Origin of the sequence: Staphylococcus sp. EG-SA-18 (assembly GCF_017151825.1) — a bacterium.
In the GTDB taxonomy this organism is placed as follows: domain Bacteria; phylum Bacillota; class Bacilli; order Staphylococcales; family Staphylococcaceae; genus Staphylococcus; species Staphylococcus aureus.
The window spans coordinates 52,973-78,084 of record NZ_JACYVY010000077.1 but is presented as its reverse complement, the minus strand read 5'-3'; the positions used below and the strand labels follow the sequence as shown (position 1 = coordinate 78,084).

Sequence of the window (25,112 nt, the reverse complement as noted above, 5' to 3'; positions counted from 1 at the left end):
TTTTAAAAATCAAATATGGATTCACCATTGCCAATGTCATCATCTGTCGCTAATCTTTGTTGTTGGTTTGAAGGTTGTGAATATGACTTATTATGATGATGTGCTGAATGCGTATTTACTTTACCACCCATCGCTTCAATTTCAGCAGCTGTCACTTGATGAGTTGGCTGCGTTATTTGTGATTGTGGCATTTGATTATGGTTAGCAATACGACGATTCATTTGTTGTTCACCAATATGTGGTGTATTTGATGTTGAAGCATATAAAGATGTTAATATATGTATGGCATACATATGTTTTTCAAAGTCATGGTCATGCTGTGCCTGCTCTGCTTGTACTAATTCTTGCTCAATTCGTGCTATTAAAGTTTCTCTATTCAACATCTACGCCTCACTTTCACACCAATTAATTGGTGATTTTCCTACTGACTCTAAATAGGCATTCGCTTTGGAATACGGTTTTGATCCAAAGAATCCTCTATATGCAGACAGTGGACTAGGATGCACTGATTTTATAATACAATGTTTAGATGTATCGATAAGCTTTATTTTTTGCTGTGCAGGTTTCCCCCACAAAATAAAGACAACATGTTCTTTATAATCAGACACTGCTTTAATAATTTCATCAGTAAATGTTTCCCAACCAATATCACGATGAGAATTTGCTTCACCCTGTCTTACGGTTAAAACTGTATTCAATAACAAGACGCCTTCTCTTGCCCAATCTTGTAAATGCGGTGTTTGTCTAACGCATCCAATATCATCTGCTAATTCTTTATACATATTACGTAAAGATGGAGGGAATTTTGCGTTAGGTTGCACTGAAAATGCTAATCCATGTGCTTGGTTTGGACCATGATACGGGTCTTGTCCTAATATAACAACTTTGATATTTTCAAACGGTGTTAAATCAAACGCTTGATATATATTTTCCCTATCAGGGTATACGATTGCAGTCGAATATTCTTTTTCTAAAAAATCATGCATAGCTTTAAAGTCATGTTTCGTTGTTATGTCATGAAAAATTTGCGACCATTCCATTCAATCTCACCTCAGGACATATTTTAACATATCACACTTATCTAAAGTGAATGACATTTTCAAAAGTTACAATAGTATGAATGATTCATTTCAACAATCATCAAATATTGAATGCTTAATATTTTTCAATTAGGTTAAAAATGATATGATGAATACAATATTATTATGTAGGAGTGAAGCTCAATGGCTTTAAAGAAAGTTTTAACAATTGCCGGTTCTGACACAAGTGCTGGCGCAGGTATGCAAGCAGATTTGAAAACGTTCCAAGAATTAGATACGTATGGCATGGTCGCTTTAACTGCCATCGTTACTATGGATAAAGATACATGGTCACACGATGTCACACCATTACCTATGGACGTATTTGAAAAGCAACTTGAAACGGCTTTATCAATCGGACCTGATGCTATTAAAACAGGTATGTTAGGTACTGAGGAGATAATCAAACGTGCTGGAGAAGTATATGAGGCATCTAATGCACAATATTTTGTAGTAGATCCTGTCATGGTTTGTAAAGGCGAAGATGAAGTGCTTAATCCTGGAAATACTGAGGCGATGATTAAATATTTACTACCTAAAGCAACGGTAGTGACACCAAACTTATTTGAAGCGGGTCAATTATCAGGATTAGGTAAATTAAATTCAATTGAAGATATGAAAAAGGCTGCAACAATTATCTTTGATAAAGGCGCACAGCATGTCATCATTAAAGGTGGCAAAGCTTTAGATCAAGATAAATCGTATGACTTATACTATGATGGTCAAACATTTTATCAACTAACAACAGACATGTTCCAACAAAGTTATAACCATGGTGCTGGTTGTACATTTGCTGCGGCAACAACTGCATATTTAGCTAACGGTAAGTCACCGAAAGAAGCTGTGATTAGCGCGAAAGCTTTCGTCGCTTCTGCTATTAAAAACGGTTGGAAAATGAATGATTTTGTTGGTCCTGTGGATCACGGTGCATACAACCGTATTGAACATATCGATGTTGAAGTAACAGAGGTTTAACGATTAGGCGGTTCATCTATAAATCAACATTATTAGCCACACCACTTAAATTGGGTATGAACTCAATTTATGTGATGTGGTTATTTTTTTATAATCATCATGCTCTGTATATAATTTAAATTTGAAAGTTACATATAAGCGTTATTAGCTTTTATTGAAAATTTCATACATATCGAACAATACATACAAATATTTCCTATACATCTACATCTATGACTAAATAACCCTTTATTTTCAAGATGAACTTAAACTCATCTATATGCTCAATACCTCTATCATTATCATTCTTTTGCGATAGATGCCTCTCTAATCATATATGTTATATTTCCCAAATGACTGCCAGACGACTCTATAAATATATATTTATTTAGAACTTTTATACATAAATAGTCTTAGTAAATCATACGTTCTATGTCTGATAAAAAGTTGATACTTAAGGTTGATGTCACACATAAAAATGTTATTTATAATATAACCATAGAGTAGCAAAGGAGGTAATATAGGTTATGATTATTTATCGACAGTATCACCATGAAGGCGCACCAGTTTATGAAATTATAACCAAAACGTTTCAGCATGTTTCAATTAAATGTGACGATTCATTTAGTGATACTGAAATATTCAAATTGCTCTCTTTATTACAAGACGATATAGATCATATGAAAGTTAGTTAAATTGACTAATCGTTCCAATAATCCAGAATTTATTAAACATTGATATAGTTGTTATTATTATTTTAGATTAATGCATCCCCGTGCAAAGAAAGAAACGTAACCTATATTCATCTCTGTTCCCAATAATAATAACAATACATAACTGATATTAGCTGTCCTTTCATCTCCTAATTAATATGCGTTCATGCAGCTAATATCGGTTATTTTTTTGTGCTCAAAGAAATTTTTATTTTAATCTCTCCATCGTCATTAATTGCTATAATTTCGTGTTCGTGTTGTTCAATGAATTCGATATTTTCATTTATTAAAATAGGTTTAACGTAGTTAATTTGACACTGGTTTGTCTCTAATGACATAGCCATCAGCATCATTTGACTCACTAATTGTCCTGGCACAATCTCATTATGTATTGGATTATCATCATTTACGAGCGCCAAATATTCATTTATCCATATCTCATTAAACTTCATCTCTACTTCATCGCCTTAATAAAAGTTTGTGTAACCGTTATGACATGTTGATCATTTTTAGTTAATGTTAAAGCCATTGTATAACGTGTGATATTGCGAGTCTGTCGGCATTCAATATCTTCTAAATGCCCTACATATATTGTGTCTACTTCTATCTTTTGAGTTTGATTAATTGCTGATTTTGTTAAAATCAGTTCGCTATTTGCATATTTTTTAAATAAATCAAATTTTGGCCATAATGACGCACACATTAATGGTGGTACTTCTTTTCTATAAGGTTGGTTAAAACACTGATAATATGCAGCCACACTATCCTTAGAAAATGACACATTTAATCGCTGGTTAGAATCGAGTAAATAATGCTGCATTTCCTAGACCTCCCCCTATCCCCATAGATGCAATCATAGTCTCTTTGTCAAACATATAAAATAATCGAGTCACTAATTGGGCACCGCTTGCACCGTATGGATGACCTGATGCTAATGCACCACCCCATATATTTAATTGCGTATTTGAAATATTTAAAGCTTGTTGGCAGGCAACTACCTGTGCACTGAACGCTTCGTTAATTTCAATGACTTCAATATTTTCTATCGTTAATTGATTTCTTTTTAGTAAGTTGGAAATGGCTGGTACTGGACCAATGCCAGGAAAATTAGAATCAACACCTACCGTAACACCATCTTTAAATAATAAACCATGCTCGAAACCTAATTCGTATGCCATATCTTTTTCCATAATAAGCAATAAAACTGCACCATCATTTTTCATACAACTATTCGCAGCGGTAACGGTCCCACCTTTGATCACGGGCTTAAATCGGCCAAAGTTATCTTTCGGAATATGTGATTTTAGACTTTCATCAGTGTTGAATATTTCTCCTTTAACGGTTATAGGTAATATTTCCTGAGAAATATTTCCATTCTTTACATTTTCCGCTGTCAATTGATGACTTCGATAAGCAAATTCATCTTGTAATTCTCTTGAAACATCATACATCTTGGCCACATTTTCAGCACCTTGAATCATTGATGGGTCGCTCATTTCAGGTGCAAATGATGCACGCTCATAAAACTCAGGTAATGCTGTTTCGTACACAGAATGCGGTCGTTTGATTTTCCAAGGTGCTCGACTTGTACTTTCAACACCACCTGCAATATATACCTTGCCAGCTCCGGCTTGGATCATGCGACATGCATATTGAACACTTTCAAGTCCAGACCCACATTGCCGATCGATTGTGACGCCAGGTATTGAATCTTTAAGCCCCGCTTCAAGCAATGCTTTTCTTGCAATATTTCCACCATTCCCAACAACATTACCTAAAACTACATCATCTATTTTAGATATTACCTCTGGATACTTCTCTTTAAAATGTTGGAATAAAGGTTTAAGCAATTGTTCTGGCTCTAAATGTTTTAAAGTGCCACCATATTTCCCAAATGCAGTTCGTTTAGCTGCAACTATGACTGCTTGATTCATATTATAATTCACCTCTCAAATACATCGACATCATTTTTTCTCTAGCAATTTTACCACTTGCAGTGTAATACATCTTTTCTACATGATGAATCATCGATGGAATTTCATAGCGTTTCACTTTCTTTTTTAAAAATTGTTTTACATTTTTATGTGTAAGTGTCACATCACCAGAATAAAGCAATACGCCTATTTGACCAAAACGCTCATTTGGAATACCGATGATAATTGCTTCATCAATGCTCGAAGATTGCGTTAAAAGGCGTTCAACATGTGCTGGATATATATTTTGACCACCAATAATTAACATATCCTGTTGACGTCCCGTTAAATATAAATACTGCTCTTTTACATAGCCATTATCATTAGTAACAAACCATTCATCATTATTTATACATTGTTCACTTACATAGCCACTAAACATCATATTACTTTTTATACAAATAGTTCCTATACCATTGTGATCGTGATTCGTTGTTTTCAATTCCACATTTGGAAATAGCACACCTACTGATTCAACTGGTGCTTGCTGATTCAAGTTATAGCTGATAAAACTGGTTTCCGATGTACCAAAAAATTCAATCAAATTTATGTCATTTGCTTGATTTTTTATCTTTTTAAAAATAGAAGAATGCAGCTTATCTCCACTGCTAAAAAATGATTGGATTGTATGTTCATTGTTGTAAACTAACAATAATGATTTAATCATCGTTGGAACAAGAAACATAGCAACTTTGTATGATGATATTTTATGACATTGATTAAGTAACTTTTCAGGATGAAAAGTGGTCTGTCCTATAAAAGTACGACCGGAACTTAAAGCAAACAATAACGCATATAATGTTAACGAGTGCGATAGTGGTCCAGGGGCTGCTATTGCATTTTCATTTTTTAACATCAACATTTCATTAACTTCAAAAGAAGCCAACCATGAATCTTCATCACGATAATATGCTTTTGGCAGTCCAGTTGTCCCTGAAGTAAAACCAATATGTAATAAATTGGGGTAGTGCTGTAATTGCGTTGAATCAATAAACATCGGTGAGTCTATATTCTGCATGAGACCTGTATCTCCAATTACATCTTTAATACCATATTTTTCAATCAATTGACGATGTATAGTACTTTGCCATTTACCTTCCATCATCATAGGCACTTTATGTAAACGATGCAAAGCTAAATAACAAATAATACTTTGCACCGGTGATTTCATATTAATAGCAACGACAGGGTTAAGTGAATATTTCTGCAAAGATTCAACTGCGCTAGTGATGCGGGCATTTAGTTGACTATATGTAATTGTTTCATCATCGATATGTAATGCTATGTCATTAGGTTTATTTTGAGTATGTGTTTTCAACTGTTCTAAAATTACGTTCATCAATATCCCTCACTCAATGTAAACTTTAAAATACATATTGTTAACATTATATAATGAATAAGTATTTTTATCAGGTAAACCTGCCTATTATAAAAATCAAACTTAAGCCCTAGATAAATTTGATACTGTAGTACCATGTTTTTTATTAGATAAGACGTTATTATATGTATATAGAGAAAAGAAGTTATCGCAATCGCAATAACTGACACAAATAAGTCACCCAATCTATTTAAGTTTGTGTTCTCTATAATAATATTGAAGGTTAGAGTCTCAATATTAATTGCGTTGGACAAAATACTCTAAGACATATTTACATCCTAACATTTCAATAGCAAGAGAATTTTAAGTATTCAAAGCTAAACATATGCTTTAAGTCCCCTCTTTCCCCCATTGCGATAATCATTGCAGTGGGGGTTTATGTATATACAAAAACTTTATTACGGCTAATTACAGTTCTCAATTTAAAAAGCACTTTAAAGTTAGCAGAACCTACTAGCTTTAAAGTGCTTATATACGATTGATTTATACTTTTTATTAAAATCTCTAATTCTTACGTTCTTTAACCCACCATAATGCTTCTTTTGGATGTTCTGCATAATAAGCTCTATCTTGCTCGTTATCTACATTTGGATACGAACCTTTTAGAGATTTTCCTGCTGTACTTAAATGTAAGAATGTAATAACTAAAAAGCCAATAACACTGATTGCTGTTAAATAATACGCAGGTGCTAATGGATCTCCAGTTTTCGTAACTAACCATGTTGCAACTAATGGCGTCGTACCACCAAATATCGAAACAGAGATATTAAATGTTACTGATAAAGTTCGATATCTTATATGACTGTAAAACATCGTTGGTAACGACCCTGGCATTGTCGCTTCGTAAGTTGATAAGAAAAATCCTAATATAAATATACCGATTACTATTACAACAAATGATTGTGAATGTAATAACATAAATGCGATGATACTGAATAATGTTAGCCCACCAGTACCAATTAGAAATACTTTCTTTTCACCTATTTTATCCGCTAACTTACCAAACATTAATGCTAATGGAATCATTATTGCCATGACACAAGTAATTAATACACTTGTTGTCGTTGCATCTAATTTAATAACTTGTTCTAAATAGGTTGGTAAATATGCAGTTACCATATAGTTTGTAACATTGAAGAATACAACAGCTACAAAACATACAAATATATCTATGTAATAAAATCTGATGATTTGTAAAAAGTTAATGTTATCTCTTTCTGGTTGTGTTGCAACATCATTTTCGAAAACTGGTGATTCTTCCAGCTTACGACGTAAATATAAGCCGAATAATCCTAGGAATAAACCGAGTAAGAATGGGATTCTCCAACCAAATGATGCCATTTGTTCATCTGTTAAAAAGAATGTTAATACAGCAATCATAATTGAAGCAGCTATGTAACCTGATAATGTCCCAATTTCTAGTCCACTACCTAATGAGTTACGACGCTTATCTGGAGATGATTCGGCAACATATGTCATTGCCCCCGCATACTCTCCACCTGTTGAAAACCCTTGTAGTACTCTTGCAAGCAATAATAGTATTGGTGCCCAAAGTCCAATTTGATCATAGCTTGGCAATAATCCAATGGTTAATGTTGAAAATGCCATTAAAATAATTGTAGATGTTAATACAACTTTACGTCCATATTTGTCACCAATAATACCAAATACGACACCACCAATTGGTCTTAATAAAAACGCAATGGCTAATGCTGCGAAAGTCAACATTTGTCGAATGTCTGCATTCTCTACTGGAGAGAAGAAGTTCGCTCCAATGTACGCAGTTGTATATGCATAGACACCAAAATCGAACCATTCCATTGCATTACCGATACCGGTTGCAACAACGGTTTTTTTAGCTTTCTTTGCATCCACCATGTTAATATTCTCTTTATTAAAATCCATGAATTCATACACTCCCTCTTGTATGTTTCATAATTATACGGAGTTAATTAGTTTTGTCAAATTTATAAGAATTAAAACTTTTATATAAATACAAAAGTATGTTTGTTCAAAAATTTCGCTTTATCGAATTAAATTCAATGATTTTATACCCTCATACATTTGAATTAAACAATAATAATTCTTAAATCATCGAACGATTAACTTTTTGGAATTATAACTAAAAATAGCGATAGCACACAACTTCATGTAAGTCATATGCTATCGCCATTTTCGACATCGTATTTAAATGTTTATACTCAATTTACTTCAATAACTTTGTCATTACTTTAATTTATTTTTACAAAAATAAATGATCAACGAGTCAGACATTACTCTTTAAAAATTCATAATGTTTAATAAATATTTATTTTAAATTCCTAATCTAAAGCGAAATATTTCTATGTATAATCTAATATTTATGAATATGCATTTTAACCATGGTATTCTCTGTTTTAACAAATTTTATAATACTGTATTAATTTCTGATGGATCATTGATTATAAAATCCGGATTTGAATGAAGTAATGACCTTGCATCATGTGCTCCCCATGTTACTGCTGCAGATGGTACACCAGCATGTTGCGCCATCTCAACATCAAATGTTGAATCACCAATATAAACCGTTTGTTGGCTATTTAAATTGTAGCGTTGCACAATTGTGTGTATGCCTTCAGGATTTGGTTTATATGCACTTACTTGATCGGATCCAACAGCTTCGGTAATCAAGTGATTTAATCCAATAGCCGATAAATTTCTTTCTAATACATCACTCTTCTTACTAGACACCACGAAAAGTTTTTTCCCTTGGTTATACAAACTTGTAATGGCTTCAGTTATACCCGCAAATTCATAAATATAGTCCTTTTCAATAGATTGATATGTATGTCTAAATGTATCGATTAACTTTGCTAATGCTGCTTCATCTAATGGTCGGTCTGCTAATTTTAAAAATGATTCTTCAATAGGTATTCCCATATAATGCGTTATTTCTTTAGATGATGGTTCCGTTAAGCCACATGCTTTAAATGCACTTTGTGTTGCTACTTCACCACATTTTTTCGTGTCTGCCAACGTACCATCAAAATCAAAAATATAATTGTCAAACTTCAATATTAACACCCCTATTCGTTTATTATTGATATTATACTATAATTTATTATTTAAATAAAAAAATAATCGATAATATTTCTGCCTAGGCATCATATTATCGACTATCTTTATTTTATTCTAAATTAGCATGATTTTGTTGCATCGTTTGTTCCGTAACATTCATTTCAGTCATCAATCCCATTACAACACTATCTAAAAATAATTGAGATGCTTGTTCAAACAAACTTCCTAATGGTTGTGCCGAGCCTTGTTCATCATATTTTGTACCTGCAGGCAAAACGATGTTCGTCCCAGCTAGATTGCCTATTGCAGAATCTTTATTTGTAGTAATTAATACGATGTCAGCACCTACTGATTTTGCTTTGTCTGCTAATAATCTTAAATGTTCCGTGGAACCTGAACCAGAGATAATTACAAATACATCATTCGACTTAATCGCAGGTGTCGTTGATTCTCCAACAACATGTGCCTGTTTGCCGAGCTGATTTAAGCGCATTGCAAAACTATTCGCCACGAATCCTGAACGTCCTTTACCAGCTACAAATATATGTTCAGCATGTAGTATTTTGGATGCAAACGTTGAAAACTCATCCGCTTCAACATGTGACAAAGTCATCTTTAATTCATCTAGAATTAATTGATAGTCACTAAATTCAGCCATATTACTTACCTTCGATTGCAGCGCGACATTGTTTTGCAGCTTCTACTGGATCATCTGCATTTGCGATTCCGCCACCAACAATAACAAGATCAGGACTTTCAGCGACAATTTCTTTAATTGTATCTGGTTTAATTCCACCTGCTACTGCAACTTTAGAATTTTTAATAACAGATTTAACGGTTCTTAAACTTTCTAATGGTGATTGCCCTTCTGCTTGTAAATCATAACCAGTGTGTACTGCAATATAATCCGCACCCATTTCATCTAGTTCTTTTGCACGTTTTTCTAAATCTTGAACAGCAATCATATCAACTAGTAATTGTTTATTATTTTTATGAGCTTCTTCAATAGCTGCTTTAATTGATGCATCTTCTGCAACACCTAGTATTGTAATTACATCCGCGCCAAATTTAATTGCTTGGCTAACTTCATAATCAGCTGCATCCATAATTTTCATGTCTGCTAATACTTTTACATTACTAATGTTGTCTGCCATATGTTTAACTGCTGGTAAACCTTCGTTGTAAATGATTGGCGTACCGATTTCTACGATATCTACATAATCTTTTACTTTATTTGCTAACTCAGCCGCGTCTTCTTTGTTTAATAAATCAATTGCTAATTGTAATTCCACTAAAAATCATCCTTCCAATGCTTTTTATCTTTCTATTGGAACCTTTCCCGAGGCATTTCTTAATTAAACATTGCAATCAATCCATTTCATCGACATGAATTTTCGCAACATTTTTCGGGCAAGCTTCGTCGTCTAAATATATCTCAACATTCGGGTGTTTGTGAAGTAATGTGGCTGGAACATCAACAGAAATTTCCTGATTTAATAAATGTGTAATAGCAGCACGTTTCTTTTCACCAAATGCGAGTAAAATGATACGTTTGGCTTGAAGAATATTAGCAAGTCCCATCGAAATGGCTTGCTTTGGAACATCATCTTCGTTTTTAAAATATCGACTATTAGCCTTAATAGTACTTTCAGTCAAATCAACGATATGAGTAACGCTGTCAAACGGCGTACCAGGTTCATTAAATCCAATATGACCATTTTCTCCAATACCTAAAATTTGAATATCACGTTGACCTTGTTGTTCTAAAACGTCATTATATTTTGACGCTTCCGCATTCATATCATCGGCATCTCCATTTGGAATATGAATGTTCTTTCTATTAAAATAAGGATATTGTTTGAAAAGCATGTCATCCATATAATAGTGATAACTTTGCGGATGTGATGCGGTTAAACCTACATATTCGTCTAAATTAAACGTGGATACATTGTCTACGTTTAACTGATTTTTATTTAATAACTTAACAAGTTGCTCATACAAATCTGTCATTGTACCACCAGTTGCTAAACCAAGTTTACAGTGCTGATTAAATGCCATCTCTTTATATAACTCACATGCAACATAGAATGATGCTTGTTTTTTCGATCCTAAGTTTAATACTTTCATTGTTTACATGCCTCCACAAATTTAATACATTTTAAAAACTTATGAATTCATTCATACACCATTAATATAGCATCATTTTTAATGTTTAACACTTTTCAAATTCCAACAAATTTTTGATTTTTAAAAGTAAAAAACTAATGCTGTATGATTGCGTAATCCTGAGTAATTACCCTTCATGAAAATTAATTTATAAATAATTGAGCAATCGTATACAATTATTGAATAGTTTTTAGTAAAATAGAAAGATAAACACATTGATAGTGTAAGGAGTGAACGTGTTGGAACCAATTAAAGAACAAGAAGTTATAGATTTACTTGCTTCTTTTGAACATAAACCTGTGTATCTGCATGTTGAAACGACAAATGGGGCCTATGCGAACCATTTCGATCAACGTGTTTTTAATGCTGGTACATTTTTAAGAAACATACAAGTAACATATACGCATACACAACTAAAAGGTGGTAATAAAGAACCTTATCGCATTGGTCTTAAACTATCAAATGGTGGTTGGGTTTATGTACAAGGTCTAACGCATTTTGAGGTCAATGAACATGATGAATTTTTAATTGCAGGTTTTAATTACGAAGGTCAACTCGCTGCAGCACTTCAAATTAGTGAGCGACCATTTAATTTATAGAGGAGGCATCAACATGACTGACGAAAGACATGTATTAGTAATATTTCCACATCCTGATGATGAAACCTTCTCATCTGCAGGCACATTAGCAAGTTATATCCAAAAAGGCATACCTGTAACATATGCATGTTTAACCCTAGGACAAATGGGCAGAAATTTAGGTAATCCCCCATTTGCAACACGCGAATCATTACCAAGTATTCGTGAGCGTGAACTAGAAGAAGCTTGTAAAGTTATTGGTATTACTGATTTAAGAAAAATGGGTTTACGTGACAAAACTGTCGAATTTGAACCCTACGAACATATAGATGGTATGATTAAATCTTTAATCGATGATACAAATCCATCATTGATTATTTCATTTTATCCTGGATATGCAGTACATCCTGATCACGAAGCAACAGCAGACGCTGTAATTCGAACGGTTGAACGCATGCCTAAAGAAGAACGCCCTCGTTTAACTTTAGTTGCGTTCAGTAATGATGCAACCGAAGCTCTTGGAGAACCTGATATTCAAAATGATATTACAGATTTTAAAGAACTTAAAATTAAGGCATTTGAAGCACATGCTTCTCAAACAGGTCCATTTTTAAAACAATTAGCAAGTCCTGAAATCGATGGTAAACAACACAGCTTTTTAACAGTCGAACCATATTGGACATATCACTTTAAATCTTAACGGAGGAAAAAAATGACTGAATTTGATTTATCGACACGAGAAGGTCGTTGGAAACACTTTGGTTCCGTAGATCCTATTGAAGGCACGAAACCTACTACTAAGAACGAAATGACAGACTTACAAAGTACACATAAAGATTTTTTATTTGAAATAGAAGAAGTTGGTATTAAAAACTTAGTGTACCCTGTACTTGTTGACCAGTATCAAACAGCTGGCACATTTAGTTTTTCAACAAGTTTAACAAAAGACGAAAAAGGTATTAATATGAGCCGTATAATTGAAAGTGTTGAAAAGCACTATGATAATGGTATTGAACTTGAATTTAATACACTTTATCAGGTGTTACGCACTTTACAAACGAATATGAAACAAAATGCGGCAGGCGTTGATGTTTCTGGGAAATGGTTCTTTGATCGCTATAGTCCAACCACAAATATTAAAGCAGTTGGTAATGCCGATGTCACTTATGGATTAGCAATTGACGGTGATAAAGTTACACGTAAAGAACTTACTATTGAAGCAACTGTCACAACGCTATGCCCTTGTTCAAAAGAAATAAGTGAGTATTCAGCGCACAACCAACGTGGTGTTGTCACTGTTAAAACATATATTAATAAAGATCAAGACATAGTTGATGACTATAAAAATAAAATTTTAGATGCAATGGAAGCTAATGCAAGTTCAATTCTATACCCTATTTTAAAACGTCCTGATGAAAAACGTGTGACAGAGCGTGCATATGAAAATCCACGTTTTGTCGAAGACTTAATTCGTTTAATTGCCGCGGACTTAGTTGAATTTGATTGGTTAGACGGTTTCGATATCGAATGTCGTAATGAAGAGTCTATCCATCAACATGATGCTTTCGCTAAATTAAAGTATCGCAAATAATATCATATGATTAATTCAAACGCGTAACAGTAGTTGCGCGTTTTTATTATACCTTCTAGAGTTGTATATCTCTTTTATAAATCTTCTCATTTGATGTGCCTGAGTCATAAATCAATTTCCTAAACTCTACAATGATATATTGGTCGTAGTTGACTGAATAACTACTACCATTATAAATATCAAAACTTGTTGTTTTATAAATAAACACATCTTCCAGTTAAAAGAAGTAATTAAATATTATGTGATATAATTATAAAAAATAGATATAAGTGGTGTTGTAAATGAATTATTTTGTAGGTAATAGTTTAGGTGTTAATTTAACTGGGATAGAGAAAGCAATTATTAATCGTTTAAATTTATTTAAAGAAATGGGAAGACCAGCGCAATGTGTATTTCTGTCATGGAATAGATATTTATATAGAAATGCCCAAAATTATATTACTAGTTCTGACTATATTAATATGTATGATTTCTTCCAAGAAGCAACATATTTAGAACGCAATGAACCATTTGACTGGTTGTCGTATTGGACTGATGAATGTCATTATACTTTAAAACATGTTGAAAATAGTCATGACTTTAGAATATATGATCAAGAGCGTTTCTTAATGTATGCCCATTTTCAAGATCCTAAATATCGTATATTAGATTATGTGAATCATTTTGATAGTCAAAGACGAAAAGTAAAACGTGATTTTTATGATGTGCGTGGCTTTTTAAGTTGTAGTAGGATTCTTGTTGATAAACAACAAACATTATGTGAATTTTTCTATAATCCAGAAGGTGACACAAAATTAGAAAAGTATTTTTCTTACAAGGATGGCAAACCAGAAGTACAAAAAATTATTGTTTACTATGCTAACAAACAATATTTCTTTAATAATGAAACGGAATTAGGCACATTTTTCATTAAACAACTATATCAACATGGGGATTTATTTTTCAGTGATCGTAATGTGTACACAGCACCTATTTTCAACTTAACGCCTGAGTCAATCCCAGTAGTAGCTGTGCTTCACAGTACACACATTAAAAATATTGATGCATTAGATTCATCGCCATTTAAAAATGTATATAAAGCGATGTTTGAAAATTTATCTCGATATCGTGCAATTATCGTTTCTACTGAGCAGCAAAAATTAGATATTGAAAAACGTATTAACCATACTATTCCAGTTGTTAATATTCCTGTCGGCTATAGTGAAACAATTGATACACCAGTCCAAACATTAGATCAGCGCAGTGTTAAATTAATTTCCGTTGCTCGTTATTCACCTGAAAAACAATTACATCAACAAATTGAATTAATTAAACGCTTAGTATCGTACGTCCCAAAAATAGAGCTTCATATGTATGGTTTTGGTTCTGAAAGTAAAAAATTAAATGAATTGATACAAAAATATGGATTGGAAAATCATGTTTACTTACGCGGCTTTTTAAGCAATCTAGACCAAGAATATAGCGATGCCTATTTGAGTTTAATAACAAGTAACATGGAAGGTTTCTCTTTAGCGCTACTTGAATCTTTAGCACATGGTGTTCCAGTTATTAGTTATGATATTAAATATGGACCTAACGAATTGATTACGCCTGATTTCAATGGTTATTTAATTACTAAAAATGATGAAGATGCCCTATTTGATAAAGTAAAATATGTGATTGATCATCCTGAAGTACAACAACGACTGTCAAAAGGTAGTTTAGCAAAAGCGCAACAATATAGTAAAGCGTCGTTAATTAAACAATGGGACCAATTTGTTCGTCTTATATAAATGTACTTTACCTTTATTTTTACAAAAATAGCATTTTCCTATGTCATTTAACTAAACATGTAAGTTCGTATGAACGAGGTTTGTTAAATAGATGATTCTAGGAAAATGCTTTTTTCTTTTGACTTAGTTTAAAATATTTTGCCACTTTGTACTGATAGTAGTTGCATTGTACTGTTGTGCAGATTCTATGCTATTAATCGAAAACTGTTGCAATTTTTGAGTATTATTTAGTAATTGGTCGACCTTTTCAACCATTTGATTGATGTCACCTTGAGGTACTAAATAGCCATTAAATCCATCTTGAATCAGTTCTGATGGCCCATAATCTACATCATAACTGATCACTGGTGTACCTACTGAAAGCGACTCTAAAATTGCTAAGCCAAAACCTTCCATTTTACTTGTCGATAACATCAGTTCTGCTTTAGCAATCTCTTCATTAATATGCGTCTTAAAACCATGAAATTTTACATGTTCCGATAAATGATAATCTTCTACAAGTTGTCGATATTCTGACAAACCATTTCCATGTCCATAAATATTCAATTGAATATTGGGATGTTTTGTTACTAATTGCTTGATCACTTCAACTTGATGTTTAATTTGTTTATTTTCAACGAGGCGAGCAATTGATATGATATGATTTTTCTCCTTTTGATTGATGTCAAATTGATACTTTAAATTTGCCACGTAGCCAACCGGAATATTGATAACTGGTATTTTATTTTCAATATATTATGAAATATCTTGGCATTGCTGTTCTGTTGATACAACAATCGCTTTATAACGTGTTAAATTATTAAACACTGTTTTATAAAAACTTTTTATACCATTACCGGTGTCGGCTAAATGTGTACTGTGGAGCACAACAATAACTGGAATACTTTGATTTAATCCCGCTATAACATTTCCTAATTCATGAGGACGATCTAATATGATTTGATCATTATTTTTACATAATTGATGGAGAAAATATTGAACTAATTCATCTTCTGTATCAAAAAATTGTTGATGCTGATCTTCATTTAAGATAACCTTTGTGAGCGTGTTTTTCCCTTTTATATCGTCGAAATATTTTTGGATGACGATTTCCCCATTAGGTGTATAGTAATTTTCGAGTACAATCCGTTGTCCTTCACCTAAAATTCGAGAACAACTTAAAAAGCCTCTTCCATCATACAATTCGCGTTTTACTTTTCTTCTTTTATGATCAAAATAATTCACATAGTTTAAATGATGATACTGTTTATCTAAAAAATGAGCATACATTATAAATTGCTCTTCATCATATATTCTGACATCATTTGAATTTTCCACAAATTTCAATGTGTACCTACATGACTTTTCCCAATACTGTATCCAGTTAACTTGCTTTGTCTTTTTATAATTGATTGCTTTTTGAAAATAGTCATACATTGTAAATACATCATTTTCAATCTGATGTTGCTTCGCATATGTGTATGAATAAGGATTCCATTTAACATATACACATTTTGAAGATATGCCGTGTTGTTTGAACAACTTCAATCTATTTATTTGCGCTTTTTCTACACCTGTAATTTTACTTTCTAAAATTGTTCCTAAAATGTAATTCATATTATCGCCTCATATAAGTTTTATTCCGTATCTTTATTGTTTATTTTATATGAAAAATACATCTATTGCATGTGTAATTATAAAAAAACCAGGCCACAAGGACCTGGGTCATATTGTATTATTTGTTTTGTTTTTTGCGACGACCGAATAACAATAATGAACCTAATGCTGCAAATAATCCACCAAATAACGTTGCGTTATTTGAGCCGTTATTTTCACTACCTGTTTCTGGTAATGCTTTTGCTTTATTGTGATGGTCTTTAGTAGTACTCATTGGTTTAACAGGTGTATGTTTTCCTGCATCCGAGTCCGAATCGCTATCTGAGTCTGAATCACTGTCTGAGTCTGAGTCGCTATCTGAGTCTGAGTCGCTGTCCGAATCTGAGTCGCTATCTGAGTCTGAGTCGCTATCTGAATCTGAATCGCTGTCTGAGTCTGAGTCACTGTCTGAGTCTGAGTCGCTATCTGAGTCTGAGTCACTGTCTGAATCTGAGTCGCTATCTGAGTCTGAATCGCTGTCTGAATCTGAGTCGCTATCTGAGTCTGAATCGCTGTCCGAATCTGAGTCGCTATCTGAGTCTGAGTCGCTATCTGAATCTGAATCACTATCTGAGTCTGAGTCGCTGTCTGAATCTGAATCGCTTTCTGAGTCTGAATCGCTATCTGAGTCTGAGTCACTGTCTGAATCTGAGTCGCTATCTGAGTCTGAATCGCTGTCTGAGTCTGAATCACTGTCTGATGTATCTTCTTCGAAGTATCCGTTATCAAGTGTGAAATCATCATGATCCGTAATTGTTACGTCAACTTCGCCACCATCTGCATCTTTATCATCTTCAGTTGTATTTGTAACTGTTTGTGTTAAGCCAGCAGGCTTTTCAAAAATAACTTTGTATTTACCGCTATCTAAATTATCGAAACGATATTTACCATTTTCATCTGTTTTAGTTGTTCCAATTACTTCGCCTTTTTCGTTTTGCAATGTAACTGTCACATCTTTAATACCTTTTTCAGTTGAGTCTTGTTTGCCATCTTTATTACTGTCGTACCAAACATAATCACCTAAACTGTATTTTGGTGTTTTATAGAAACCACTGTCTAATGTCATATTATCTGCATCTTTAATGACACCTGTTGTTGTTAAACCATTGGAATCTTTATCTTCAGCTGTAGTGTTTTTAACCGTTGGCGTGTAACCTGCTGGTGTTTCGAATTCAACAGTATAATTACCATTATCTAAATCTGTAAATTTATATTTACCCGAGGCATCAGTAGTAGTTGTACCAATAACTTTTCCAGTACTATCTTTTAATGTAACCTTAACATCTTTGATTCCTGGCTCATTTGCATCTTGGATACCATCTTTATTAGTATCTTCCCATACATAGTCACCAAGATTATATTTAGGTTCTTTATAAAAACCAGTGTCTAAAGACATATCATCTTTACCATTAATTTTAACAGTTACAGAACTACCATTTGAGTCTTTTTCACCATCAGTTGTTCCATTTACTTTTGTTGGAAGATATCCAGTTGGCGTTTCGAATTTAACTGTATAAGTTTCTCCGTCTTTCAAACCACCGAATTCGTAATGACCTTTAGCATCTGTTCTTACTGATTTTGTAGTACCGTCCGGGTAAGTTAATGTAACTAAAACGTTTGCCATTGGTTTTTCTTTTGAATCTGTACCTTGAACACCGTCTTTATCAACGTCTTCCCATACATAGTCACCAATTTTGTATAACTTTTCTTCAGGTTTAACAGTACCGTCGCCACCACCAGAGTCATTAGAAGTTACGATGAAGTTTGAATATCCTGCATAATTATAATAACCATATTTATCAGTTGTTCTCATACTAGTACCTTGGGCAATATCTAGTTCGCCATCTGATGTAGGTGTATATTTACTAACAACTTTGATAATATAGGCTGAATTAATATCACCAAAATCCAATGTTGCTACATTATTACTAAATGATTTTTTATTATCAAATTGACTTGTTACATCTTCGTATTGACTAAAATCATAGATTCTATTACTTTGAGGCAATTGTTGATCAGAGTTAACTTTATAAACCTTTATTTCTGTATTTTGGTCAATAATGGTGCTACCATTTCCTAGTTTAATATTTCCATAATCATCTACTTGACTACCAGCTATATCAACTTTAGTGTTGGTTGCTGATTTTTTCAATGGGTTAACATAAATTTGTTGTTCAATAGTTTGCTTATCTTCATCTAATTTTGTAAAGATAGATTGAATGTTTGAATCACCATGGACCATTGGATCTTGATAATCAACAGTGACATTTTGGCTTGTTTCTTTACCTGCTGTAGCAAATGTTAAATTCAAACTTGTCTCATTTGGAACTGTTTTTTTATCAATATACGAATATAGAGTTAAGCGTGATTTTATATCTTCATATTTATCTACATAGTCTGTAAATGTATATGTGATTTGCTTAGTTGCTTTATCAAATGTTCCTTTAGCAATGACCTCTCCTGATGGATCAGTAATATCGATAGGATCATTTTTATCTGTTAAATCCGAAGGAATTACATTCTTATCATAATTAATCGTCATTGTATCGCCTTTTTTGACTTTATTGTCAATTGTAAACTCTGTATCATATTCAATATCTTTACCGTCATGCGCTGCTGCCACATTATCTTTACCATCGCCAACTTTGATTGTTTGCTTCGTCACTTTAATTAAATCATTTACATTGTTTGAAGCAACTGCTGCTGGTTGTGCAACTGCAAAGCGCATTTTTGCGTTTACACGTTTTGGTGCAACACTTGTTGGAGCTGTAGCAACTGGTTTAGTTGAATGATCTGTATTGCTATCATTTCTAACCAATTCTTTTAATTTCTCAGGATTATTTTTAAGTTCTTCTTTTGACACATTTACTGGTTCTTTTGGATTAGTTGCATCTGTAACTTGATTGTCTACTTTTGAAGGCGTTGGTTGCGGTTGTGAATTTTCAATATTTGTAGATTCTTGAGGTGTAGTTGGTTTTGTTTGAATTTCACTTGTAGATGGTTTTGTAGTTACATCGTTATTTGTATTATTTGGTGCTTTCTTCTCTTCTAAAATAACAGATGTATCTTCTGTCGCGGTTTTATCAGTTGAAGGTTTAACATTTTCTTTTTCAATGTTTTGAGGCTTAGTTTCAGTTGTAGCTGTAACGTTATTTTGCTGTTGTTGAGTACTTGATTTAGTTGATTCTTCTTTAGCTTCTGGTTGTGAATCAGTATTTGTTTCTTTCTTAATTGGATTTGTTGAATCATTTTCTGTTGTCGAATTATTTTCAGCTTCTGACACTACTTCTTTATTATCACTAGTCGTTGCATCATCTTGTTTTGCATTTTCTGTACTAGTGTTTTCAGCAGCTTTAGCTTCTTGGTTCCCTAGACCAAAAATCAATGTCGTACCTACTAAAATCGATGCAGTTCCTACAGTATACTTTCTAATCGAAAATTTGTTTAAGCGATTTGAAATCATACCCTTTTTTGTTATTGCCTTTTTATTATCCCTGTTAATCATATAAATCTCCTTTAAAATATCAATATTTGCAAAAAATTAATATTTTTACATATAAAAATTTGTATTACCATCGTAATACATTTTTAGATAAAGCACAATACTTTAAATAAATTTATTTATCTAAGACTGTTATTTTACACTTTGGTTTGAATAAATTAATTCTAGTAATTTTTAATTATTCGTTTGTTTTTTATATCAATTGTTTTAAATGGTTTGATACTGTGTTTAATTGCTTTTCTTATTCGTTTGTACTTTTAATGTAAAGATGAATTAAATTTATGTTGATTTATGTTATATTTTTTAAAAAATTGCACTATTTAATCTCAAACATAAGATACATTTCATAAATTTTGAAATAAAAAACCAGGCCTCACGGACCTGGTATAAGCTGTATTATTTATTTTGTTTTTTACGACGACCGAATAACAATAATGATCCTAATGCTGCGAATAATCCGCCAAATAACGTTGCGTTATTTGAGCCGCTATTTTCATTACCTGTTTCTGGTAATGCTTTTGCTTTATTGTGATGGTCTTTAGTAGTACTCATTGGTTTAACAGGTGTGTGCTTACCTGCATCTGAGTCTGAATCTGAGTCGCTATCTGAGTCTGAATCGCTGTCCGAATCTGAGTCACTATCTGAGTCTGAATCGCTGTCTGAATCTGAGTCGCTATCTGAGTCTGAGTCGCTATCTGAATCTGAATCACTGTCTGAGTCTGAGTCGCTGTCCGAATCTGAATCGCTATCCGAGTCTGAATCGCTGTCTGAGTCTGAGTCGCTATCCGAGTCTGAGTCGCTGTCTGAATCGCTGTCTGATTCTGAATCGCTATCTGAGTCTGAGTCGCTATCTGAATCTGAATCACTGTCTGAGTCTGAATCGCTATCTGAATCTGAGTCGCTGTCTGAATCTGAATCACTGTCTGAGTCCGAATCGCTATCTGAATCTGAATCGCTATCTGAGTCTGAGTCGCTATCTGAGTCTGAGTCGCTGTCTGAATCCGAATCGCTGTCTGAATCTGAATCGCTGTCTGAATCTGAATCGCTATCCGAGTCTGAGTCGCTGTCTGAATCTGAGTCGCTGTCTGAGTCTGAGTCGCTATCTGAATCTGAATCGCTATCTGAATCTGAGTCGCTATCTGATGTATCTTCTTCGAAGTATCCGTTATCAAGTGTGAAATCATCATGATCCGTAATTGTTACGTCAACTTCGCCACCATCTGCATCTTTATCATCTTCAGTTGTATTTGTACCTGTTTGTGTTAAGCCAGCAGGCTTTTCAAAAATAACTTTGTATTTACCGCTATCTAAATTATCGAAACGATATTTACCATTTTCATCTGTTTTAGTTGTTCCAATTACTTCGCCTTTTTCATTTAATAAAGTAACTTTAACATCTTTGATACCTTTTTCAGTTGAATCTTGTTTGCCGTCTTTATTACTGTCGTACCAAACATAATCACCTAAACTATATTTTGGTGTTTTATAGAAACCACTGTCTAATGTCATGTTATCTGCATCTTTAATGACACCTGTTGTTGTTAAACCATTAGAATCTTTTTCAGTATCATTTCCAGAAGTTACTGAAGTTGGTGTATAACCTGATGGTGTCTCGAATTCAACTTTATAAGTTCCATTGTTTAAATCAGTGAATTGATATTTACCATTTTCATCTGTTGTAACTGTTTTTAAAACTTTGTCGTTTTCATCTTTTAACGTAACTGTTACACCTGAAATACCCTTTTCATCTTTATCTTGAACACCGTTTTTATTTGTATCTTCCCATACATAGTCACCTAAGTTGTAAGTCGGTTTGTAGAAACCAGAGTCAATAGTATCGTTATCTTTATCTTTAATGACACCTGTTGTTGATGTACCATTTGAATCTATACCTTCATCAGTTCCTGAACCTACTTGTGTTGGTGTGTAACCTGATGGTGTTTCGAATTCAACTTTATAAGTTCCATTTTCTAATCCAGTAAATTGATATTTACCATCTTTATCTGTTTTAGTTGTTTGTAAAACTTCACCGTTTTCATTTTTCAATGTAACTGTTACGCCTGAAATACCTTTTTCAGTTGAATCCTGCTTACCATCTTTATTTGTATCTTCCCATACATAATTACCTAAATTATATTTTGGTGTTTTGTAGAATCCACTATCTAATGTCATGTTATCAGCACCATTAATAACACCTGTTGTTGTTAAACCATTAGAGTCTTTTTCAATGTCGCTACCAGATGTTACTGTAGTCGGTGTATAGCCTTCTGGTGTAGTAAATTCAACTTTATAATTACCATTATCTAAATCAGTAAATTTATATTTGCCATCTGCGTCTGTTGTAACTGTTTTTAACACGTTACCGTTTTCATCTTTTAATGTTACCGTTACGCCAGATATACCTTTTTCATCTTGGTCTTGGATACCATTTTTATTTGTATCTTCCCAGACATAGTCACCTAAGTTGTATTTAGGTTTGTAAATACCTAAGTCTGCAGATAAGTTATCTTTGCCATTAACTGTAATAACTGAAGATAAGCCGTTTGAATCTAATTCTTCGTTATTACCTTGTTTTGAAGGGGTTACTTCATAACCTTTTGGTAAGTTTGAAAATTCTACACGGTAATCTCCATTAGGTAAGTTTGGAATCAAGTATGACCCATCTTCTTTAGTAACTGCTTCTCCTACTTTTGTATTTGTATTATTATCAAATACAGTTACAGTTACATTGCCAACGCCTTTTTCTCCTAATTCTTGAACACCGTTTTTATTAGTATCTTCCCATACGTAGTTACCAATTTTATATACTTCTTGACCAGCTCCGCCACTTTGGTTATTAGTGAATCCTAAAGCATTACCCATTGAGGCAGATTTACTATTGTCTGAACTTAATGTAACCATTTGAACAAGTGTTGGGCTTTCGCTAGTTGTATATTGGAATTTTGTATTAACCATTACAACATAAGCAGAATCTGCATTTCCAAAATCAATAACAGCGCTATTGTTGTCGCCATATGTAATTTTCTGCAAGTATTGATTTGTTACATCTGTAAGCTCTTTAGTATTCACATCGTATCCTTTATTTAATGTATAACCTTTAGGAACTTGATATATTTTTATATCTGTTACCTCTTTATTTATTTGCCCGATATTATTAGGATAACTTGAGTGGTAAGCTTGAACTTTTAGTTTGGCATTTGTTAAAGAATTTTCCGATGGATTTACATAAATCGTTTGTTTATAGTACCCTGGATTTTCTTTATTTCCAACATGTGAAACTGTTTCAGTGAACGCTGATCCAATTGAATTTTTCTCATTTACAACATAATCTGGATATTGAATGTTAGCAGTTGTTTTTGTTGTAGTATTACCTATCGTAACATTAAACTCAACATCGTTTTTACTAACAGGAATTGTATCAGCATCCATATAAATTGAATAATTAATTCCCATTTGTACAGAATTAAATCTATCGACATAATCTGTAAATGTATATGTAATTAAATTATTTGCAGTATCATGTTTTGCAGTCGCAATTGTTTCACCATTATTTGGATCTTTAATATCTCCAATATTTTTAATATCTTCCGGATTCAATCCATATACTTGTACTGTATCTGAGTATTTTATTGTGAAATAATCACCTGATTTAACTTTGTCATCAACTTTAATTTGTGATTTTAATTCTAGATAATCTTGTGCTGGTACGATTTTATTGTTTTTATCTGCATCAACGACAGTTAATGTTGTATTTGATGTAATTAAATCATTAACATTTTTAGCCTCTGTTGATGATGGCTGTACTGCTGCTATACGCATTCTTGTATTCAAACGTTTAGGTGCTGTACTTTTTGGCAAAATGATATCTGCATTATTTTCATTATTTGAATTACTATTGTTATCAACAAGAGTTTCAGCATTACTCTTGATAGCATCACTTTTAACATTTAATGTAGTTGATTCAGTTTTGGCATCTACCTTTTTGTTTTCCTCATTAGTTGGTTGAGCATTTACCACTGATTTATTCTCTTGCAAATCAGGTTGTAACGCTTCTTGATTACTTATAGTTTGTTTAGTGTTTAAATCTTCATTCGTAGATTTTGGTGAAGCTTGCTCATCTGATTTGGCAGTTGAAACTTCAACTTTATTTCCAGTGGTAGATTGTACACTTTCTTTTTCTATTGATTTATTCCCATTTGAAGTCGTTTCATTACCTTGAGATGATACCATTTCTTTTTGATTATCATTTTTAGTATTGTCTTCTTGATTTAGTTGCTGCATATCAACTTTATCACTCGATTGATTATCACTTGCTGAAGTTGTCGCTTCGTTCAATTCTTTATTAGTACTTTCTGCAGCCTTTGCTTCTTGGTTCCCCAGACCAAAAATTAATGTTGTACCTACTAAAATTGATGCTGTTCCCACTGTGTACTTTCTAATCGAAAATTTATTTAATCGATTGGATACCATGCCTTTTCTTGTTATTGCCGTTTTATTTTCTCTGTTTAGCATTAGATTACTCCTAATTCATCAAATTTTTAAATAATACAATTGTTTTAAATACAAAAATGTATATCAATATAGTATTACACTTTTAGATAAAGCACAATACTTTAATTATTTTTCTTTATCGTAAAACGTTATTTAACATTTGCGTTTAAATAAAAGTTTTTATGAGTTTTGTAATCTTTATTTAATTATCATAAAAAATAGT

The 25,112-nt window shown here is 32.9% G+C and carries 19 protein-coding genes and 1 pseudogene; 6 read left to right on the top strand and 14 right to left on the bottom strand.

The window, feature by feature from the left end; all coding sequences use genetic code 11:
* Positions 1–2 precede the first annotated feature (2 nt).
* Complete coding sequence (locus IDG66_RS13375) at positions 3–383, bottom strand: DUF5327 family protein (protein ID WP_000934516.1); 381 nt, start codon at positions 381–383, stop codon at positions 3–5.
* A complete protein-coding gene (locus tag IDG66_RS13370) occupies positions 384–1,040 on the bottom strand; it encodes a uracil-DNA glycosylase (RefSeq protein WP_000455256.1) in 657 nt (218 codons plus the stop codon).
* Between the two features lie 183 nt (positions 1,041–1,223).
* On the opposite strand from IDG66_RS13370, the gene thiD reads away from it, so the two are divergent.
* Both thiD and vraX read left to right on the top strand, forming a co-directional pair.
* The gene (gene thiD, locus IDG66_RS13365; protein ID WP_001185462.1) at positions 1,224–2,054 is read left to right on the top strand and encodes a bifunctional hydroxymethylpyrimidine kinase/phosphomethylpyrimidine kinase; all 831 of its coding nucleotides are present in this window, start codon (positions 1,224–1,226) and stop codon (positions 2,052–2,054) included.
* Between the two features lie 506 nt (positions 2,055–2,560).
* A complete protein-coding gene (gene vraX / locus IDG66_RS13360) occupies positions 2,561–2,728 on the top strand; it encodes a C1q-binding complement inhibitor VraX (RefSeq protein WP_000587958.1) in 168 nt (55 codons plus the stop codon).
* A 200-nt stretch (positions 2,729–2,928) separates the two neighbouring features.
* Here vraX and IDG66_RS13355 read toward each other — a convergent pair whose 3' ends face one another.
* The 9 genes from IDG66_RS13355 to nagB all read right to left on the bottom strand — a co-directional run bounded on the left by IDG66_RS13355 (position 2,929) and on the right by nagB (position 11,281).
* Positions 2,929–3,198, bottom strand: a complete 270-nt coding sequence (locus IDG66_RS13355; protein WP_000671099.1) for a hypothetical protein — start codon at positions 3,196–3,198, stop codon at positions 2,929–2,931.
* A 2-nt stretch (positions 3,199–3,200) separates the two neighbouring features.
* A complete protein-coding gene (locus IDG66_RS13350) occupies positions 3,201–3,566 on the bottom strand; it encodes a protein VraC (protein ID WP_001165058.1) in 366 nt (121 codons plus the stop codon).
* Entirely contained in the window at positions 3,541–4,680 is a 1,140-nt protein-coding gene (locus IDG66_RS13345) for a thiolase family protein (protein ID WP_001070676.1), read from the bottom strand. The genes IDG66_RS13350 and IDG66_RS13345 overlap by 26 nt, the downstream gene beginning before the upstream one ends.
* Position 4,681: 1 nt before the next feature.
* On the bottom strand, positions 4,682–6,058 hold the full coding sequence (locus tag IDG66_RS13340) for a long-chain fatty acid--CoA ligase (protein ID WP_001100835.1): 1,377 nt from the start codon (positions 6,056–6,058) through the stop codon (positions 4,682–4,684).
* 543 nt (positions 6,059–6,601) lie between these two features.
* Positions 6,602–8,002, bottom strand: coding sequence for an MFS transporter (locus IDG66_RS13335; RefSeq protein ID WP_000347058.1), 1,401 nt, complete (start codon positions 8,000–8,002; stop codon positions 6,602–6,604).
* A gap of 501 nt (positions 8,003–8,503) precedes the next feature.
* Positions 8,504–9,151 carry an HAD family hydrolase gene (locus IDG66_RS13330; protein ID WP_000667095.1) on the bottom strand — a complete coding sequence of 216 codons (648 nt, stop codon included), beginning with the start codon at positions 9,149–9,151 and terminating at the stop codon, positions 8,504–8,506.
* A gap of 112 nt (positions 9,152–9,263) precedes the next feature.
* Positions 9,264–9,812: a 6-phospho-3-hexuloisomerase gene (gene hxlB, locus IDG66_RS13325; RefSeq protein ID WP_000807389.1), complete on the bottom strand. Its 549-nt coding sequence runs from the start codon at positions 9,810–9,812 to the stop codon at positions 9,264–9,266.
* A 1-nt stretch (position 9,813) separates the two neighbouring features.
* Positions 9,814–10,446: a 3-hexulose-6-phosphate synthase gene (gene hxlA, locus IDG66_RS13320; protein WP_000422864.1), complete on the bottom strand. Its 633-nt coding sequence runs from the start codon at positions 10,444–10,446 to the stop codon at positions 9,814–9,816.
* Positions 10,447–10,522: 76 nt separating this feature from the next.
* Positions 10,523–11,281, bottom strand: coding sequence for a glucosamine-6-phosphate deaminase (gene nagB / locus IDG66_RS13315; RefSeq protein ID WP_000866415.1), 759 nt, complete (start codon positions 11,279–11,281; stop codon positions 10,523–10,525).
* A 275-nt stretch (positions 11,282–11,556) separates the two neighbouring features.
* Here nagB and IDG66_RS13310 point away from each other — a divergent pair, with 275 nt between their 5' ends.
* The 4 genes from IDG66_RS13310 to sdgB all read left to right on the top strand — a co-directional run bounded on the left by IDG66_RS13310 (position 11,557) and on the right by sdgB (position 15,261).
* A complete protein-coding gene (locus tag IDG66_RS13310; RefSeq protein ID WP_103143718.1) occupies positions 11,557–11,919 on the top strand; it encodes a YojF family protein in 363 nt (120 codons plus the stop codon).
* A 13-nt stretch (positions 11,920–11,932) separates the two neighbouring features.
* Positions 11,933–12,598 (top strand): bacillithiol biosynthesis deacetylase BshB2, encoded by a 666-nt coding sequence (bshB2, locus tag IDG66_RS13305; protein WP_000129068.1) that lies wholly within the window; start codon positions 11,933–11,935, stop codon positions 12,596–12,598.
* 12 nt (positions 12,599–12,610) lie between these two features.
* Entirely contained in the window at positions 12,611–13,489 is an 879-nt protein-coding gene (gene folE2 / locus IDG66_RS13300; protein WP_000134232.1) for a GTP cyclohydrolase FolE2, read from the top strand.
* 281 nt (positions 13,490–13,770) lie between these two features.
* The gene (gene sdgB / locus IDG66_RS13295; protein WP_206172208.1) at positions 13,771–15,261 is read left to right on the top strand and encodes a serine-aspartate repeat adhesin O-glycosyltransferase SdgB; all 1,491 of its coding nucleotides are present in this window, start codon (positions 13,771–13,773) and stop codon (positions 15,259–15,261) included.
* A gap of 123 nt (positions 15,262–15,384) precedes the next feature.
* Here the strand turns inward: sdgB and sdgA are convergent.
* The 3 genes and pseudogenes from sdgA to sdrD form a co-directional block, all read right to left on the bottom strand.
* A pseudogene (gene sdgA / locus IDG66_RS13290) lies at positions 15,385–16,857 on the bottom strand (serine-aspartate repeat adhesin O-glycosyltransferase SdgA).
* Between the two features lie 118 nt (positions 16,858–16,975).
* Positions 16,976–20,401, bottom strand: a complete 3,426-nt coding sequence (gene sdrE / locus IDG66_RS13285; RefSeq protein WP_000610231.1) for an MSCRAMM family adhesin SdrE — start codon at positions 20,399–20,401, stop codon at positions 16,976–16,978.
* Positions 20,402–20,794: 393 nt separating this feature from the next.
* A complete protein-coding gene (gene sdrD / locus IDG66_RS13280) occupies positions 20,795–24,910 on the bottom strand; it encodes an MSCRAMM family adhesin SdrD (protein ID WP_000934438.1) in 4,116 nt (1,371 codons plus the stop codon).
* Positions 24,911–25,112: the final 202 nt, after the last annotated feature.